The sequence below is a fragment of the Rhizobium sp. TRM96647 genome (assembly GCF_025780115.1).
In the GTDB taxonomy this organism is placed as follows: Bacteria; Pseudomonadota; Alphaproteobacteria; order Rhizobiales; family Rhizobiaceae; genus Mycoplana.
In genome coordinates, this window is the sequence record NZ_JAOXHF010000001.1 from 340625 (window position 1) to 356382 (window position 15758).

At 66.6% G+C, this 15758-nt stretch carries 14 protein-coding genes; 8 read left to right on the plus strand and 6 right to left on the minus strand.

Going from position 1 to position 15758, the window contains the following annotated elements; genetic code table 11:
- Genes OCK02_RS01575 through OCK02_RS01585 form a run of 3 tightly spaced genes read left to right on the plus strand, consistent with a single transcriptional unit; the run spans position 1 to position 4247 of the window.
- Positions 1 to 1419, plus strand: coding sequence for an FAD-binding oxidoreductase (locus tag OCK02_RS01575; RefSeq protein ID WP_263811506.1), 1419 nt, complete (start codon positions 1 to 3; stop codon positions 1417 to 1419).
- A gap of 53 nt (positions 1420 to 1472) precedes the next feature.
- Entirely contained in the window at positions 1473 to 2996 is a 1524-nt protein-coding gene (locus tag OCK02_RS01580) for an aldehyde dehydrogenase family protein (RefSeq protein ID WP_263811507.1), read from the plus strand.
- Between the two features lie 18 nt (positions 2997 to 3014).
- Complete coding sequence (locus OCK02_RS01585; RefSeq protein WP_263811508.1) at positions 3015 to 4247, plus strand: pyridoxal phosphate-dependent aminotransferase; 1233 nt, start codon at positions 3015 to 3017, stop codon at positions 4245 to 4247.
- A gap of 249 nt (positions 4248 to 4496) precedes the next feature.
- Here OCK02_RS01585 and OCK02_RS01590 read toward each other — a convergent pair whose 3' ends face one another.
- Positions 4497 to 5600: a saccharopine dehydrogenase family protein gene (locus OCK02_RS01590; protein ID WP_263811509.1), complete on the minus strand. Its 1104-nt coding sequence runs from the start codon at positions 5598 to 5600 to the stop codon at positions 4497 to 4499.
- Positions 5601 to 5713: 113 nt separating this feature from the next.
- Here OCK02_RS01590 and OCK02_RS01595 point away from each other — a divergent pair, with 113 nt between their 5' ends.
- On the plus strand, positions 5714 to 6154 hold the full coding sequence (locus OCK02_RS01595; protein WP_263811510.1) for an Lrp/AsnC family transcriptional regulator: 441 nt from the start codon (positions 5714 to 5716) through the stop codon (positions 6152 to 6154).
- 18 nt (positions 6155 to 6172) lie between these two features.
- On the opposite strand, the gene OCK02_RS01600 is transcribed toward OCK02_RS01595, so the two are convergent.
- The 3 genes from OCK02_RS01600 to OCK02_RS01610 form a co-directional block, all read right to left on the minus strand.
- Entirely contained in the window at positions 6173 to 7426 is a 1254-nt protein-coding gene (locus tag OCK02_RS01600; RefSeq protein ID WP_263811511.1) for an NAD(P)/FAD-dependent oxidoreductase, read from the minus strand.
- 82 nt (positions 7427 to 7508) lie between these two features.
- Entirely contained in the window at positions 7509 to 8276 is a 768-nt protein-coding gene (locus OCK02_RS01605; RefSeq protein ID WP_263811512.1) for an SDR family oxidoreductase, read from the minus strand.
- 43 nt (positions 8277 to 8319) lie between these two features.
- Positions 8320 to 8973, minus strand: a complete 654-nt coding sequence (locus OCK02_RS01610; RefSeq protein WP_263811734.1) for a GntR family transcriptional regulator — start codon at positions 8971 to 8973, stop codon at positions 8320 to 8322.
- A gap of 207 nt (positions 8974 to 9180) precedes the next feature.
- Between OCK02_RS01610 and OCK02_RS01615 the strand changes: the two genes are divergently transcribed.
- Positions 9181 to 10530, plus strand: a complete 1350-nt coding sequence (locus OCK02_RS01615; protein WP_263811513.1) for a glutamine synthetase family protein — start codon at positions 9181 to 9183, stop codon at positions 10528 to 10530.
- Positions 10530 to 11852 carry an NAD(P)/FAD-dependent oxidoreductase gene (locus OCK02_RS01620; protein WP_263811514.1) on the plus strand — a complete coding sequence of 441 codons (1323 nt, stop codon included), beginning with the start codon at positions 10530 to 10532 and terminating at the stop codon, positions 11850 to 11852. The genes OCK02_RS01615 and OCK02_RS01620 overlap by 1 nt, the downstream gene beginning before the upstream one ends.
- Before the next feature lie 139 nt (positions 11853 to 11991).
- Here the strand turns inward: OCK02_RS01620 and purU are convergent, their stop codons facing one another.
- On the minus strand, positions 11992 to 12876 hold the full coding sequence (gene purU, locus OCK02_RS01625) for a formyltetrahydrofolate deformylase (RefSeq protein ID WP_263811515.1): 885 nt from the start codon (positions 12874 to 12876) through the stop codon (positions 11992 to 11994).
- 271 nt (positions 12877 to 13147) lie between these two features.
- Here purU and OCK02_RS01630 point away from each other — a divergent pair, with 271 nt between their 5' ends.
- On the plus strand, positions 13148 to 13735 hold the full coding sequence (locus OCK02_RS01630) for an IMPACT family protein (RefSeq protein ID WP_263811516.1): 588 nt from the start codon (positions 13148 to 13150) through the stop codon (positions 13733 to 13735).
- 23 nt (positions 13736 to 13758) lie between these two features.
- Here OCK02_RS01630 and OCK02_RS01635 read toward each other — a convergent pair whose 3' ends face one another.
- Positions 13759 to 14766: an AraC family transcriptional regulator gene (locus OCK02_RS01635; RefSeq protein WP_263811735.1), complete on the minus strand. Its 1008-nt coding sequence runs from the start codon at positions 14764 to 14766 to the stop codon at positions 13759 to 13761.
- A 190-nt stretch (positions 14767 to 14956) separates the two neighbouring features.
- Between OCK02_RS01635 and OCK02_RS01640 the strand changes: the two genes are divergently transcribed.
- Positions 14957 to 15724: a 3-hydroxyacyl-CoA dehydrogenase gene (locus OCK02_RS01640; protein WP_263811517.1), complete on the plus strand. Its 768-nt coding sequence runs from the start codon at positions 14957 to 14959 to the stop codon at positions 15722 to 15724.
- The last annotated feature ends 34 nt before the right edge of the window (positions 15725 to 15758 follow it).

Consider the following 15758-nt stretch of genomic DNA (forward strand, 5'->3'; position numbering starts at 1 on the left):
ATGATCGAAAGCAAGCACATCGAGGCGCTGGGGCGGATGCTCGGCGGGAAGGGCCTTCTCACCGGGCCCGCCGACATGGCCGGTTACGAGACCGGCGCGCGCTACGACAAGGGCAGCGCCGCCTTCGTCGCCCGTCCCGCCTCGACCGCGGAGACCTCCCCCGTCGTTGCCTATTGCGTGAAGAACGGCATCGCGCTGGTGCCGCAGTCCGGCAACACCGGCCTCGTCTCCGGCTCGACCCCCGACGCCACCGGCAACCAGGGCATCCTCAGCCTCGATCGCCTGACCGTTCCCTTCGATCTCGACCGGGTCAACCGGACGGTTTCGGCCGGAGCAGGCCTTCACCTTTCCGAGGTCAACCGGCGCCTGGAAGAGACCGGCCTGTTCTTCCCGATCGACCTCGGCGCCGATCCCCGCCTCGGCGGCATGATCGCAACCAATACCGGCGGCTCGCGCTTCCTGCGCTACGGCGACGTTCGCCGCAACGTGCTGGGGCTGACCGTGGTCCTCGCCGACGCGACCGGCACAGTGCTCGAACTCGGCTCCGGCCTGCGCAAGAACAATACCGGCATCGACTGGAAGCAGCTCTTCATCGGCACCTCCGGCGCTTTCGGCATCGTCACCGAATGCGTGCTGAACCTCGAGCCCCTGCCGCGCCAGACCGCCACCGCCTTCCTCGTGCCATCCGCGCCGGATCGGGTGCCGGATCTGCTGGTGGCCATGGAAGACGCGCTCGGCAGCTACCTCTCCGCCTTCGAGGGCATGTCGAAAAACGCCGTCTCGGCCGCACTCGCCCATGTGCCGGCGCTGCGTAATCCCTTCCAGGGCGGCCTCGTCCCGGACTTCGTCATCCTCGCGGAGATCTCCCGCACCTCGCCGCCGCGCGAGGGCGAGCAGCCGCTCGACGCCGTGCTGGAGGAGGTGCTGGCCGGCATCTGGGAGCGCGAGGACGCGCCGCTCGCCGATGCCTTCGTCGGCCCTCCGCACGAAATGTGGGCGCTGCGCCATGCGCTGTCGGAAGGCGTGAAGCATAGCGGGCGATTGATCGCCTTCGATCTTTCCTTCCGCCGGGGTGATATCATGCGCTTCCTCGCCCATATGAAGGCGGAGATGCCGGCGCGGTTCGGCGGCGTCACGATCTGCGACTTCGGCCATATCGGCGACGGCGGCGTGCACTTCAACCTCGTGGTGCCCGCCGACGACCCGCGCCTTGCCGATCCCGGCTTCGAGGCGGCGTTGCGCGAATGGGTGTTCAAGGTCGCCGTCGAGGATTTTGGCGGAAGCTACAGTGCCGAACATGCGATCGGCCGCAAGAACCAGGTCTTCTACGACCGATATACGCCGGGCGAGATCCGCCGGCTGGCTGCGGGGCTGAAGACGCTCACCTCGCCCGGCCCGCTCGGCAGCGTCACCTTCTGAGAGAAACGGCGGCCCGCCGCCTGCAAGACACAGTTACAACGGAGAACAGGACGATGACCAAGGTCGATGTGAAACAGGAAACCGCGAAGCTTCTCGACAAGCTCGGCGTGCCGGCGTCCGCCTGGCAGAACGGCGACATGGCCTCCTTCAGCCCGGTTTCGGGCGAAGAGATCGCCAGGCTCAAGACCCATTCCGCAGCCGACGCCGCCAAGGCGATCGACGCCGCTCACGAAGCCTTCAAGGCCTGGCGCCTCGTGCCGGCGCCCAAGCGCGGCGAACTCGTCCGCCTGCTCGGCGAGGAACTGCGCGCCGCCAAGGCCGACCTCGGTCGCCTCGTCTCCATCGAGGCCGGCAAAATCACCTCCGAAGGCCTCGGCGAAGTGCAGGAGATGATCGACATCTGCGATTTCGCCGTCGGCCTGTCCCGCCAGCTCTACGGCCTGACGATCGCCACCGAGCGCCCCGGCCACCGCATGATGGAAACCTGGCATCCGCTCGGCGTCGTCGGCATCATCTCGGCCTTCAACTTCCCCGTCGCCGTCTGGTCGTGGAACGCAGCACTTGCGCTCGTCTGCGGCAACCCGGTCGTCTGGAAGCCCTCCGAGAAGACCCCGCTCACCGCCCTTGCCAGCCAGGCGATTCTCGAGCGCGCCATCGCCCGCTTCGGCGATGCGCCGAAGAACCTCTCCCAGGTCCTGATCGGCGACCGCGCCACCGGCGAGGCCCTCGTCGACAATCCGAAAGTCGCGCTCGTCTCGGCCACCGGTTCCACCCGCATGGGCAAGGAAGTCGGCCCGCGCCTTGCAAAGCGCTTCGCTCGCTCGATCCTCGAGCTCGGCGGCAACAATGCCGGCATCGTCTGCCCCACCGCCGACCTCGACATGGCGCTCAGGGCGATCGCCTTCGGCGCCATGGGCACCGCCGGCCAGCGCTGCACCACGCTCCGCCGCCTGTTCGTCCACGACAGCGTCTACGACCAGCTCGTCCCGCGCCTGAGGAAGGCCTATGAGAGCGTCTCCGTCGGCAACCCGCTGGAAACCTCCGCCCTCGTCGGCCCGCTGGTCGACAGGCAGGCCTTCGACAACATGCAGAAGGCGCTGGAGGCCGCAAAAGCCGAAGGCGGCAAGGTTACCGGCGGCCATCGCGTCACCGACGCCGGCAAGGACACCGCCTACTACGTCAAGCCGGCGATCGTCGAAATGCCGAAGCAGGCCGGCCCCGTGCTCGAAGAGACGTTCGCGCCGATCCTCTACGTCATGAAGTACTCCGACTTCGACAAGGCGCTGGACGACCACAACGCCGTCGCAGCCGGCCTCTCCTCGTCGATCTTCACGCTGGACATGCAGGAATCCGAGCGCTTCCTGTCCGCCGACGGCTCCGATTGCGGCATCGCCAATGTCAACATCGGCACCTCGGGTGCGGAGATCGGCGGCGCGTTCGGCGGCGAGAAGGAGACCGGCGGCGGCCGCGAATCCGGCTCGGACGCCTGGAAGGCCTACATGCGCCGCGCCACCAACACGGTGAACTACTCCAAGGCCCTGCCGCTGGCCCAGGGCGTCTCCTTCGACATCGAATAGGCAGCGAAGGAAAGCGTCATGAGCATGGCAACCAAGGTGGAGGAGGCGGGCTTCAGGCCCGCCTCGCGGATCGCCGCGATCGGCGTCTCGAAGATCCTGCAGATCGGCGCCCGCGCCGCTGCGATGAAGCGCGACGGCCATCCGGTCATCATCCTCGGCGCCGGCGAGCCGGATTTCGACACGCCGGACAACGTCAAGCAAGCGGCCAAGGCCGCGATCGACCGCGGCGAGACGAAATACACCGCGCTTGACGGCACGCCGGAACTGAAGAAGGCGATCGCGGAGAAATTCCGCCGCGAGAACGGCGTCGACTATGCGCTGGACGAGATCACCGTCGCCACCGGCGCCAAGCAGATCCTGTTCAACGCCTTCATGGCGAGCATCGATCCGGGCGACGAGGTGATTATCCCGACGCCCTACTGGACCTCCTATTCCGACATCGTCGAGATCTGCGGCGGCGTGCCGGTGCTGATCCCCTGCGACGCGTCCGCCGGCTTCCGGCTGAAGGCGGAGCAGCTGGAAGGCGCAATCACGCCGCGGACGCGCTGGGTGCTGTTGAACTCGCCCTCCAACCCGTCCGGCGCAGCCTATGGCGAGGCCGACTACCGCCCGCTACTGGAGGTGCTGCTGCGCCACCCGAATGTCTGGCTGATGGTCGACGACATGTACGAGCACATCGTCTATGACGGCTTCCGCTTCGTCACCCCCGCCGCGATCGAGCCGCGGCTGAAGGATCGCACGCTGACGATCAACGGCGTGTCGAAGGCCTATGCCATGACCGGCTGGCGGATCGGCTATGCGGGCGGCCCCAGGGCGCTGATCAAGGCGATGGCGGTGATCCAGAGCCAGGCGACCTCCTGCCCCTCCTCCGTCAGCCAGGCCGCCTCCGTCGAGGCGCTGAACGGGCCGCAGGGCTTTCTCAAGGAGCGGCAGGAGAGCTTCCGGCAGCGTCGCGACCTTGTCGTCAAAGCCCTCAACGCCATCCCCGGCATCGACTGCCGCACGCCCGAAGGCGCCTTCTACACCTTCGCCGGCTGCGCCGGCCTGATCGGCCGGAAGACGCCGGCGGGCAAGGCGATCGAGACCGACGCCGATTTTACCGACTACCTTCTGGACGTCGCCCACGTCGCCGTCGTCCCCGGCTCCGCCTTCGGCCTCTCGCCGTTCTTCCGCATTTCCTACGCGACGTCGGAGACTGAGCTGAAGGAAGCGCTGAGGCGGATCGCAGAAGCCTGCGCAAGGCTTGGCTGACGAGCCTGCGCGGCTGCACCCATTGCAGCCGCAGTGTTTCACCCCTCATCCGGCTGCCGCCACCTTCTCCCCGTGAACGGGGAGAAGGACGAACGCCGCGCCGTCTCTATTCCCTCTCCCCGCCTGCGGGGAGAGGGTCAGGGTGAGGGGCAGTCTTTGTTGGCACGTGTCACGACGGTGGGCACGCAAAGAAAAAGCGCCCCAGGGTGTCCCCGGGGCGCCGTGCATCATCCAGACATTGAGGCGACGTTATCCCGCCGCGCGCGTACCGTGATGTTCCTGCGCATAATAGTGGCCGAAGCGGTTGGCCAGGAACGTGTCGAGCGAGATCTCCTCCTGCTTGACGAAACCCTTTGCCCGCAGCGAGCCGTCGGCCAGCATGTCGAGCACGGCGCAGATCGAGCCGGCCGTGGTGATCTGGATCGCCGAATGCATGCGGCCGGCAATGACGGCGCTGTAGATCTTGTTGGCGTAGGTTTCCTGGATCAGGCGCCCGTCCTTGCGGCCGGAGACGGTGACGAAGACGATGACGACGTCCTGGGTCGTCGCCGGCAGGGCGTTTTCGAAGATGTCCTTCAGCACCTCGCGACGGTGGCGCAGGCCGAGGTCGTTGAGCAGCGCCTTCATGATCGCCGCATGCCCGGGATAGCGGATCGTCCGGTAGTTGAGCGTACGCACCTTGCCCTTCAGCGTCTCGCACAGCGTCCCAAGGCCGCCCGAGGTATTGAAAGCCTCGTAGGTGACGCCGTCGAGCGAGAATTCCTCGCGCTCCTCCAGCGCCGGCACCTCGACGAGCGCGCCCTCGACGATCGCCTCGCACGGCTCGATGTACTCGTTGATGACGCCGTCCGTGCTCCAGGTGAGATTGTAGTTCAGCGCGTTGGAGGGATATTGCGGCAAGGCGCCGACGCGCATGCGCACGCTCTCCAGCGTGTCGAAGTGGCTGGCAAGATCGTTGGCGACGATCGAGATGAAGCCGGGCGCCAGTCCGCATTGCGGGATGAAGGCGGTCTTTGCCGTCTCGGCGATGCGCTTGACCTGCCGGGTCGATTCGACGTCTTCGGTCAGGTCGAGATAGTGGACGCCGGCCGCAGCCGCAGCCTCGGCGATCGCGACCGTCAGGTGGTAGGGCGCAGCACTGAGCACCGCGAAGCGGCCTTCCAGCAATGCGACCAGCGCCTTTGCATCGGCGATGTCGACCACGGCGGTGGTGACGGCCTTGTGCTCTTCGATCGACAGGAGCTGCTCGGCGGAACGGTCGGCCACAGTGACCCGGTAGTCACCGCTGTGTGCCAGCAGGCGCGCAATGGTGGAGCCGATCTTTCCCGCGCCGATGACGACGATTTCTTTCATTTTGTTTTCCCCGCAGGCTGTAATTTCTCCTTGATTCTGCTCTCGTTCCCTGTCGATTCACAGCTGCGGATAGCGCATAATGCATCATCGATATCGGCAGAATGATGAGTAAGATGGTCACAACGACGCTCAGCTCCAAGGATCGCGAACTGCTGGCCATCCTCAGCGAGAACGCCCGGGAACAGACCTCGGCGATAGCCCGCCGCCTTGGCCTGTCGCGCACGACGGTGCAGGCCAGGATCGAGCGGCTGGAACGCGACGGCGTGATCACCGGCTACGGCGTGCGGGTGTCGGACGAATACGAGGGCGGCATGGTGAAGGCGCACGTCCTCATCACCATCGCGCCGAAGACGCTCTCGCGCATCACCGGCGAGCTTCACGCGATCGCCGAGGTGCGCGCCCTGCATTCGGTCTCGGGAACGTTCGACCTGATCGCGATCGTTGCCGCAGCCTCGATCGCCGAGCTCGACCACCTGATCGACCGGATCGGGGAAATCGACGGCGTCGAGCGCACCCTCTCGTCCATCATCCTGTCCACGCGCATCAGCCGCTAGCGGAGCAGGAAACGGGCGTTACGCCAGGAACCGGTCCGCGCGGTAAGGAGCGAGGTCGACGATCGTCTTCTCGCCGAGCATGCTTTCCGCCAAGGCCCGCCCCGTCACCGGTCCGAGCGTCATGCCGTGGTGGGCATGGCCGAAGGCGAACCACAATCCGGCATGGCGCGGCGCCTTGCCGATGACTGGCATCATGTCCGGCGTGCAGGGTCGCGCCCCCATCCACGGCTCTTCGTCGCGCCGCTCGGCGAGCGGAAAGAACTCGCGCGCCACCCGCTCCGCCCGGCGAAGCTGCACCGGCGTCTTGCGCGTGTCGCGCTTGGCGAATTCCGCACCCGTCGTCAGGCGGATACCGCGGTTCATCGGCGCCAGGAAGTAGCCGCGTTCGGCGTCGAGCACCCAGTTGTTGAGCCGCGCGCCCTCCGCCGCGCCATAGTGCATGTGGTAGCCGCGCTTGACCGCAAGCGGGAAGTGATAGCCGAACTTGCGCGTCACCGTATCGGCCCAGGGCCCGAGCGCGACGACGACGTCGGTCGCCGCCAGCGGCCCCTCGGGCGTCGCGATCCGCCAGCCCTCGCCTTCCAGCACGTGCTCGATCGTCGCCGCGTCGCCGGCCATCAGCGTCCCGCCCAGCGACTGGAAATACTGCACATAGGCCTTCAGCAGTCCGCCGGGATCGAGGATCGACCAGGGATCTGTCCAGCGCAGGCCGCCCGTCAGCTCGGCGCGGATATGCGGCTCCAGCCGCTTCATCTCTTCGGTGGTGAACTTCTGGTGGTTGACGCCGAACTTCGCCGAAAGCTGCTCGGCCTCGGCATAGGCCGCGTCCCGGGCCTTCTCCGTGCGGAACACCTTCATCCAGCCGTCCTTGCGGATCAGCGCCTCCGCGCCCGAGGCCTTGATCAGGTCGGCGTGCTCGGTGACCGAGTTCTCGATCAGGGGCGCATAGAGATGGGCGATCCGCTGGTGCTGCGTGAACCCCGAATGCCACCAGTAGCGCAGAAGGAACGGAACCAGCCCCGGAAGCGCCGACAGGTGGTAGTGCGCATCGATCGTATTGTTCAGCGCATAGCGGAACAGCGCCCCGAAATCGTGCGGGAAGCCGTAGGGAAAGACGCCTTCGCGCTGGATCAGCCCGGCATTGCCGTAGGACGTCTCCTCGGCCGGACCGCGGCGATCGACGAGAACGACCGACTTCCCCCGCCGCGCCAGATGGATCGCCGTCGAGATGCCGACGACGCCCGCGCCCAGAACGATGACATCCGTTTTCATGGAAAAGGCCCCGAATTCACGATTGCATTGCCGCGATCAATGCATGCCGTGCGCCCCGAGGCAAGGCGCAGCCTTCGCATCGTCAGACGGACGTGCTCATGCCGCCGTCGACATAGAGCGTGTGACCGTTGACGAAGGAGGAGGCATCGCTGGCGAGGAAGACGGCGGCCCCGACGAGTTCGCCGACCTCGCCCCAGCGGCCGGCCGGCGTTCGCTTTTCCAGCCAGGCGGTGAAGTCCGGGTCCTCCACCAGCGCCTTGTTCAGCGGCGTCTTGAAATAGCCGGGCGCGATCGCGTTGATCTGCAGCCCGTATTTCGCCCAGTCGGCGCTCATACCGCGCGTGAGGTTGCGCACCGCCCCCTTCGTCGCCGTGTAGGGCGCGATCCCGGTGCGGGCGAGCTCGCTCTGCACCGAGCCGATGTTGATGATCTTGCCGCGCCCGCGCGCGATCATCGGGCGGGCGACGGCGCGGGAGACATGGAAGACGCTGGAAACGTTGGTCCTCAGGAGTTCGTCCCACTTCTCGGCCGGAAAGTCCTCGAGCGGCGCGCGGAACTGCATGCCGGCATTGTTGACCAGGATGTCGATCGGCCCCGTCTCCGCCTCGATGACGGCGACCATCTGTGCGGCAGCGGCACCGTCGGTGACGTCGAAGGGAGCGGCCTGCGCGCTGTAGCCCTTGTCCCGCAGCACCCGCACGGCACCCGCGAGCTTCTCTGCCGAACGGCCGTTGACGAGCACGCTCGCGCCATGGGCCGCAAGGCCCTCGGCGATCGCAAAGCCGATGCCCTGTCCCGAGCCCGTCACCAGCGCCCGCCGACCCGAAAGATCAAACAATGGAAATGCCATGCCGTTCAGTCCTCCCGATGCGTTCCGGCCGACCCCGTCGGCCCTACTGTCCGGCCAGCCGGAGCAGGTTTTCGATCGCCGCCCGTTCGAAGCCGCCGATCCCTTCACAAATGTCGGCGTTGATCGCCGACGCCACCGCCTCCTCGTCGCGCTTGCGGAGTGCTGCGATCGCCTCCTGGTGCCGGTCGACGAAATAGAGCTGCGCCACATGCGCCATGGCGATGCCGAGGAAGGGGCCGAGCTGCAGCCACACGCTTTCCACCATCGGCATGACGATCTGGTCGGGATTGGCGGTGTAGAGCGTGCGGTGGAATTCCTGGTTCAAAAGCAGCGCGGTCGCGTTGTCGTTCTGCGCGATCGCTTCGTCCTGCGCCTTGTCGATCGCCACCAGCCGGTCGATCTGCTTCTCGGTGATGTGCCCGACGGCCCGGCGCGCGGCATGCTGCTCCAGCGTGGCGCGGAGCGCGATCAGTTCGCCGAACCGCTCGGCGGTCATCTTCGGCACCATGATGCGCCGGTTGTCCAGCACCTTCAGCGCGCCCTCGGAAGAGAGCCGGCGCAACGCCTCGCGCACCGGCGTCGGGCTGCTCTCCATCGCCTCGGCGATGCCGCGGATGGTCAGCGACTCCCCAGGGCGAATGGAGCCCACCATGATCGCCTGCCGCAGCCGGCGGTGCGCGTATTCATGGGTCGTCATGCCTTCGGGCCGGTCGAGCGGCTCCAGTTTCAAAACTGCCAAAGTCCCCTCCTGGCCGGCCAGGACACGCCCGGTGCCGATTCGAGTCCCCGCTCCGTTCCGCTCTTACCAGCTTGACCGGAAACAAGAAAGTGTGCATATTTTCAAAATGTGATCACAAAAATCAATATGTGATATTGTAAAAAGATAGAAGAATGCGAGGGGTTCATGTCTGATTTCGAATCGCAGGACTGGCTTGCAAACGCCGATTCCGTCGAGAGCATCCAGGCCGTCGTCTGCGATCTGAACGGCATCCTTCGTGGCAAGCGCGTGCCGATCGGGCAGGCCAAGAAGGTGCTCGAGGGCGGCATCCGCATGCCGCTGTCCATCGTCGGCGTCGACGTCTGGGGCGAGGACATCGTCGGCTCGTCGCAGGTCTTCGCCAGTGGCGACATGGACGGCATCTGCAGCCCGACCGGGCGCGGCGCCCTGCCGGTCAACTGGACGCTCAAACCCAGCGCAGTCGTGCCGCTGTGGCTGTTCAAGGAGACGGGCGAGCCCTTCCTGGCCGATCCGCGCCAGGCGCTCGCCCACATCGTCCGCCAGTATCACGAACTCGGGCTCAGGCCGGTCGTCGCCTCCGAGATGGAATTCTACCTGATCGATTCCGAGCCGGACCACGCCGAGCCGCCGATCTCGCCCTATACCGGCAAGCGGCTCGATTCCGACGCGATCCTGTCGATCGACGAACTCGACGACTTCGGCCAGTTCTTCTCCGACGTCTATGCGGAGTGCGAGCGCCAGAACGTGCCGGCGGATTCGGCCGTCGCCGAAAACGGCATCGGCCAGTTCGAGATCAACCTGATGCACACCGACGATCCGCTCAAGGCGGCCGACGACGCGCTGTTCTTCAAGCGCATCATCAAGGGCGTGGCGCGCAAGCACGGCTTTGCCGCCACCTTCATGGCCAAGCCCTACGGCCTGCGCTCCGGCAGCGGCATGCACGTCCATTTCAGCCTCGTCGACGAGGACGGGCGCAACGTCTTCGACGACGGCACCGAACTCGGCTCCGACGTCATGCGCCATGCGGTCGCCGGGCTCACCCGCGGCATGGCCGAGACGACGCTGCTCTTCGCCCCCCACTACAATTCCTACCGCCGCCTGCGGCCGGACACACATGCCCCCACCTCCATCACCTGGGGCTACGAGAACCGCACGGCGGCCATCCGCATTCCCGGCGGCAACACCGCCGCGCGCCGCATCGAGCATCGCGTTGCCGGCGCCGACGCCAACCCCTACCTCGTCATGGCGGGCATCCTGGGCGCGGCGCTGACCGGCATCCGCAACAAGTGGGATCCGCCGGCGCCCGTCACCGGCCGCGCCTATCAGGCCAAGGCCACGCGCATCCCCAGCGAATGGGGCTCGGCGGTGACCGCCTTCGAGAACGGCCCGATCGTCTCGGAGATCTTCGATCCCGATTTCCGCTCCATGCTGATCGCCTGCAAGCGACAGGAGATCGCCGGCTTCGCCGAACAGGTGACCGACTTCGAATTCAGCGCCTATCTGGAAATCGTCTGATGCTCGACACTGTCTCCAAGTCCGCACGATCCTACGCCGGCGACGGCAGCTATCCCGGCAGCTACTATGCCGCCTCCCGCAACATCATCCGCACGCCGAAGGTGCTCGAGGGCGATGTGGAGGCGGACGTCGCCGTGCTCGGCGCCGGCTATTCCGGCCTGTCGACGGCCATCCACCTCGCCGAAAAGGGCTACAAGGTCGTCGTCGTCGAGGGGGCCGGGGTCGGCTGGGGGGCTTCCGGGCGCAACGGCGGCCAGGTCGTCAACGGCCTGAACGCCAGCCTCGACACGATCCGGCGCCGCTACGGCGAGGAGGCCGGCGCCTTCGTCGGCTCGCTCGTGCAGGAGGGAGGCCGCATCATCCGCCGCATCGTCAGCCAGTACGGTATCGAGTGCGACCTGAAGGACGGCAATATCTACGCGGCCTATACCAGCGCCCATATGAAGGAACTGGAGCACAAGAAGGCGCTGTGGCAGCGCTACGGCATGGACGACCACGAGCTTCTCGACCGGCAGGCCATCCGCAAGCTCGTGAACACCGACGCCTATGTCGGCGGCATGCTCGACCGCACCGGCGGCCACATGCATCCGCTCAACCTCGTCCTCGGCGAGGCCGCCGCGCTGGAGACGCTCGGCGGCACTGTCTACGAGCAGTCCCCGGTGACGAGGGTCGAGCACGAGGCCGAGCGGCCGGTGATCCACACCGCCAGGGGCCGGGTGACGGCGAATGTCGCCGTCCTCTGCGGCAACGCCTATCTCGGCAATGTGGTGCCGAAGCTCGTCTCCCGCGTCATGCCGGTCTCCACCCAGATGATCGCCACCGAGCCCCTCGGGGCCGAACGCGCCGACGCGCTGATCCCGAGCGACATGTGCGTCGAGGACGTGCGCTACATCCTCGACTATTTCCGCCTGTCGGCGGACAAGCGCATGATCTTCGGCGGCGGCACCGTCTACGGCGGCACCGACCCGGCCGACGTCCGCGCCAAGCTGAAACCCAATCTGGAAAAGGTGTTTCCGTCGCTGAAGGGCGTGAAGATCGACTATGCCTGGAGCGGCAACTTCGCGCTGTCCTTCTCGCGCGTGCCGCAGATGGGCAAGATCGGCAAAAATACCTATTTCGCCCACGGCTACAGCGGCCACGGCGTCACCGGATCGCACCTCTTCGGCAAGATCCTGAGCGAGGCGATCCACGGCGATGTCAGCCGATACAGCCAGTTCGAGAGGCTGCCCTGGATTCCCTTCCCCGGCGGCCGCACCTTCCGCGCCCAATACTCGACCATCGGCTCCTGGTGGTACCAGTTCAAGGATGCCTTCGGCCTCTGAGGGCGGCAGCATTGCCACCCTCGCCTCCTTGATCGTCAGGGATCCGTCCTCTCCGTCATGCCGGCCTCCAGCGCGCGCAAGTCCTTGCGCGCAAAGGGAATGTCGCGCCGCAGCCGCGGCGTTCCTTCCCCTGCCGTCCTCAGCCCATGCGCTCGGACTTGTAGGAGCCCGGGCTCGCCGGAAAGACGATCGTCTTGTTGCCGTTCATGAACGCGCGGTGATGGATATGGGCGTGCACGGCGCGGGCGAGAACCTGGCTCTCCACGTCGCGGCCGATCGAGACGTAGTCGTCGGCCGACTGCGCATGGGTGATGCGCGCGACGTCCTGCTCGATGATCGGACCCTCGTCGAGATCCTCGGTGACGTAATGCGCGGTGGCGCCGATCAGCTTCACGCCACGCTCGAACGCCTGCTTGTAGGGGTTGGCGCCCTTGAACGACGGCAGGAACGAATGGTGGATGTTGATGATCCGGCCGGACATCTTCTTGCACACCGCATCGGAGAGAACCTGCATGTAGCGGGCCAGCACGATCAGGTCGGCATCCGACTGCTCGACGATCTCCATCAGCCGCGCCTCGGCCTGCGGCTTGTTCTCCTTCGTCACCTTGATGTGGTGGAAGGGGATGTCGTGGTTGACGATGACCTTCTGGTAGTCGAAGTGATTGGAGACGACGCCGACGATGTCGATCGGCAGCGCGCCGATCTTCCAGCGGTAGAGCAGGTCGTTCAGGCAGTGGCCGAAGCGCGAGACCATCAAAAGCACCTTCATCCGCGCTTCGCTGTCGTGCATCTGCCATGTCATGCCGAATGTCTTGGCAACCGGCTCGAAGCCCTCCCTGATGTCGGCCTCGGCGGCGCCTTCCTGGCTGATGAAGGTCAGCCGCATGAAGAACATGTCGGTCTCGAGGTCGTCGAACTGCGACGAATCGACGATGTTGCAACCCTTGTCGGCGAGGTAGCCGGTCACGGCGGCCACGATGCCGCGGGTTGAGACGCAAGATACGGTCAGTACATAGCTCTTCATCGGTTCCACTCTCGCTGTCGACACGCTCGCTCCGGCCGGGCCTCCGCCGTTCGGCGGTTGACGATATCTCAATCGCCGGCGGATTTGGCAAGGCCCGTATGGGAGCGCAAGCTAAGTCGGCCCGGCGATGCGGGCGCATCGGTTCGCGACATCCAGTGGCAGGAAAGAGGCAAGGGCTGGCAAGAACGTCCAGCTTCTGCGACAAGTCCGCATGCCGCAGCCTCGCGCACGTCCGGGGACGCAACATTCCGCCCGAGAACGGTCAGGACCCGTGTTCACCCTGCAAGCCACCGCCACCTTTGAACAGGACATCAAGAAGAGCCGGTTCCGCGCCGTGGCCGGCCCGATTGCCGGCGAGCAGGCGGCAAGGGACTTTGTCGCAGCCCATTCCGACCCCGCGGCGAACCACAACTGCTTTGCCTGGCGCATCGGCCACGTCTATCGCTTCAGCGACGACGGCGAGCCCTCCGGCACCGGTGGCAAGCCAATCCTCCAGGCGATCGACGGCCAGGCGCTCGACGGCGTCGCCGTGGTCGTGACGCGCTGGTTCGGCGGCATCCTGCTCGGCAGCGGCGGCCTGGTGCGCGCCTATGGCGGCACCGCGGCAGCATGCCTGCGCACCATGGACAAGATCGAACTCGTCGTCCGCGTCGAGGCACGCGTCACCTGCGTCTTCTCCGATCTCGCGCTCGTCAAGGCCCGCCTCGCCGCCGCACCCGGCGTGCGCATCGACAATGAGAGGTTCATCGACACCGGCGCGGAACTCGCCGTGGCGCTTCCGGAAAAGTCGGCGGACGCGATCGCCCGCATGCTGGTCGATATCACGGCTGGCAGGGCGACCGTCGCGTTCGACGCCTGAACCGGCGGTCACCTTGAAGAGATCTAGGGGCGGCCGGGTGTCGTTTCGCGGCGATAGGCGGCCGGGCTTTTCGAGGTCCACTTGCGGAAGGCGCGGTGGAAGGCGCTGGGCTCGGAAAAGCCGAGTTGCACCGCGATCTCCCCGATCCCGAGCGCGCTCGTCTGCAGCATCTCGATCGCCATCTCCCGGCGGATCTCGTCCTTGATGCCGCCATAGCTCTGCCCCTCCGCCTGCAGCCTGTGCCGCAACGTCGAGGGCGCGATGCGCATCTGCGCGGCAAGCGCGTCGAAACCCGTCCACGATACCGGCGGCACCTGCCGCAGGCGCCGGCGCACGCCCGCGGCAAGCCCGGCGTCGTAGCGATAGCGAACGAGGATGTTGGCCGGCGCGCCGCGCAGGAACTGCTTCAGCGCCTGCTCGCTGCGGGCGACCGGCAGCTTCAGCACGCTGGCGTCGAACGAAAGCCGACTCGCAGGCTGGGAGAAGCGCACCGGTGCGCCGAAGAACAGTCTGTAATCGGCCGCCTGCCGTGGCTCGGGGCAGCGGAAATCGACGGAGCGGATCGGAATGCGGCGCCCCACCAGCCAGCAGGCGATCCCGTGCAGCAGGATCCAGTAGGTCCGGTAGGCGAACGCCGAACGCGGCCCGTCGCGATCCGAAAGCGTGACCTGCGCCAGCCCGTCGGCAACGTCCAGCCGCCCGGCCGGGTCCTCCAGCACCACATCGAGGAAGCGCAGCGCCCGCCGCAGGGCCTGCTCCAGCGTGCCGGCATGCAGCACGCAATGGCAGAGCAGGGTGAAGCTGCCGCGCCGCATCGCCCGCCCGCCCATGCCGAAGAACTCGTCGTCCACCTCGGCTGCGATCGCAAGCCAAAGCGCGCCGTAGCTTTCGGCCGAAACGGGCGCGTCGATCACGGCCGGCAGGCCGATCGCCGCCAGCAACGGCTCCACCGGACGCCCGGCCCGGCGCAGGCAATCGAGCGCCTCCTCCACGAAGGAGGGCGATATCATCCGCCGCCCGGTTTCCGTCATCGTCATGAGCACAAGCATATGGTAAAATCGGCCGAAAAATCGAGATGCTTCGGTCATCGCTTGCAATATTCCGCCGGAATAGAATCCGGAGAACGTCGGGCATGCGCCCGGCGGCAATGCAGCGCTGGGAGGACTGCATGGCATATCGCGATCGCCTCGCGGATCTCGTTGGCCTCGTGGGAGCGAAGCCATGCTGATCGGCGGCAAGTCATTCATCGTCACCGGCGGCGGCTCCGGCCTCGGCGCTGCGGTCGCCGGCATGCTGGCCGGCGAGGGCGCCAACGTCGTCATCGCCGACGTCAACGCAGAGGCCGGCGCACGGACCGCGGCCGAGCTCGGCGATGCCGCAGCCTTTCTCCGCACCGACGTGACGCAGGAACAGGACGCGCAAGCGGCCGTCGACATGGCGATCGCCCGCTTCGGCCACCTGCACGGCCTGGTCAACTGCGCCGGCGTCGCCCCGGGCGAGAAGGTGATCGGCCGCGACGGCCCACATAGGCTGGACAGCTTCGCCCGCACCGTCGCCATCAACCTCATCGGCACCTTCAACATGATCCGGGTCGCCGCCGCGGCGATCGCAAACGAGGCGCCAGACCAGGACGGCGAGCGCGGCGTCATCGTCAGCACGGCCTCCGTCGCAGCCTTCGACGGCCAGATCGGCCAGGCGGCCTATGCGGCATCCAAGGGCGGCGTGGCGGCCATGACCCTGCCGATCGCCCGCGAACTCGCCCGCCATGGCATCCGCGTCGTCACCATCGCACCCGGCATCTTCGAGACGCCGATGATGGCGGGGATGCCGAAGGAGGTGCAGGATGCGCTGGGAAAGAGCGTGCCCTTCCCCCCGCGTCTCGGCCGGCCGCCGGAGTTTGCCGCACTCGTTCGCCACATCTGCGAGAATGTGATGCTCAACGGCGAGGTCATCCGCCTCGACGGTGCGCTGCGCATGCCGCCGCGCTGAACCATGTCGACCGAACCAGGCCCGGGAGGAAATG

Bases quoted from the DNA above. Each gene is read 5' to 3' on its own strand.
- OCK02_RS01575 (WP_263811506.1), top strand. From the start codon at position 1: ATGATCGAAAGCAAGCACATCGAGGCGCTGGGGCGGATGCTCGGCGGG.
- OCK02_RS01580 (WP_263811507.1), top strand. From the start codon at position 1,473: ATGACCAAGGTCGATGTGAAACAGGAAACCGCGAAGCTTCTCGACAAG.
- OCK02_RS01585 (WP_263811508.1), top strand. From the start codon at position 3,015: ATGAGCATGGCAACCAAGGTGGAGGAGGCGGGCTTCAGGCCCGCCTCG.
- OCK02_RS01590 (WP_263811509.1), bottom strand. From the start codon at position 5,600: ATGAAAGAAATCGTCGTCATCGGCGCGGGAAAGATCGGCTCCACCATT.
- OCK02_RS01595 (WP_263811510.1), top strand. From the start codon at position 5,714: ATGGTCACAACGACGCTCAGCTCCAAGGATCGCGAACTGCTGGCCATC.
- OCK02_RS01600 (WP_263811511.1), bottom strand. From the start codon at position 7,426: ATGAAAACGGATGTCATCGTTCTGGGCGCGGGCGTCGTCGGCATCTCG.
- OCK02_RS01605 (WP_263811512.1), bottom strand. From the start codon at position 8,276: ATGGCATTTCCATTGTTTGATCTTTCGGGTCGGCGGGCGCTGGTGACG.
- OCK02_RS01610 (WP_263811734.1), bottom strand. From the start codon at position 8,973: ATGACGACCCATGAATACGCGCACCGCCGGCTGCGGCAGGCGATCATG.
- OCK02_RS01615 (WP_263811513.1), top strand. From the start codon at position 9,181: ATGTCTGATTTCGAATCGCAGGACTGGCTTGCAAACGCCGATTCCGTC.
- OCK02_RS01620 (WP_263811514.1), top strand. From the start codon at position 10,530: ATGCTCGACACTGTCTCCAAGTCCGCACGATCCTACGCCGGCGACGGC.
- purU (WP_263811515.1), bottom strand. From the start codon at position 12,876: ATGAAGAGCTATGTACTGACCGTATCTTGCGTCTCAACCCGCGGCATC.
- OCK02_RS01635 (WP_263811735.1), bottom strand. From the start codon at position 14,766: ATGACGGAAACCGGGCGGCGGATGATATCGCCCTCCTTCGTGGAGGAG.
- OCK02_RS01640 (WP_263811517.1), top strand. From the start codon at position 14,957: ATGCTGATCGGCGGCAAGTCATTCATCGTCACCGGCGGCGGCTCCGGC.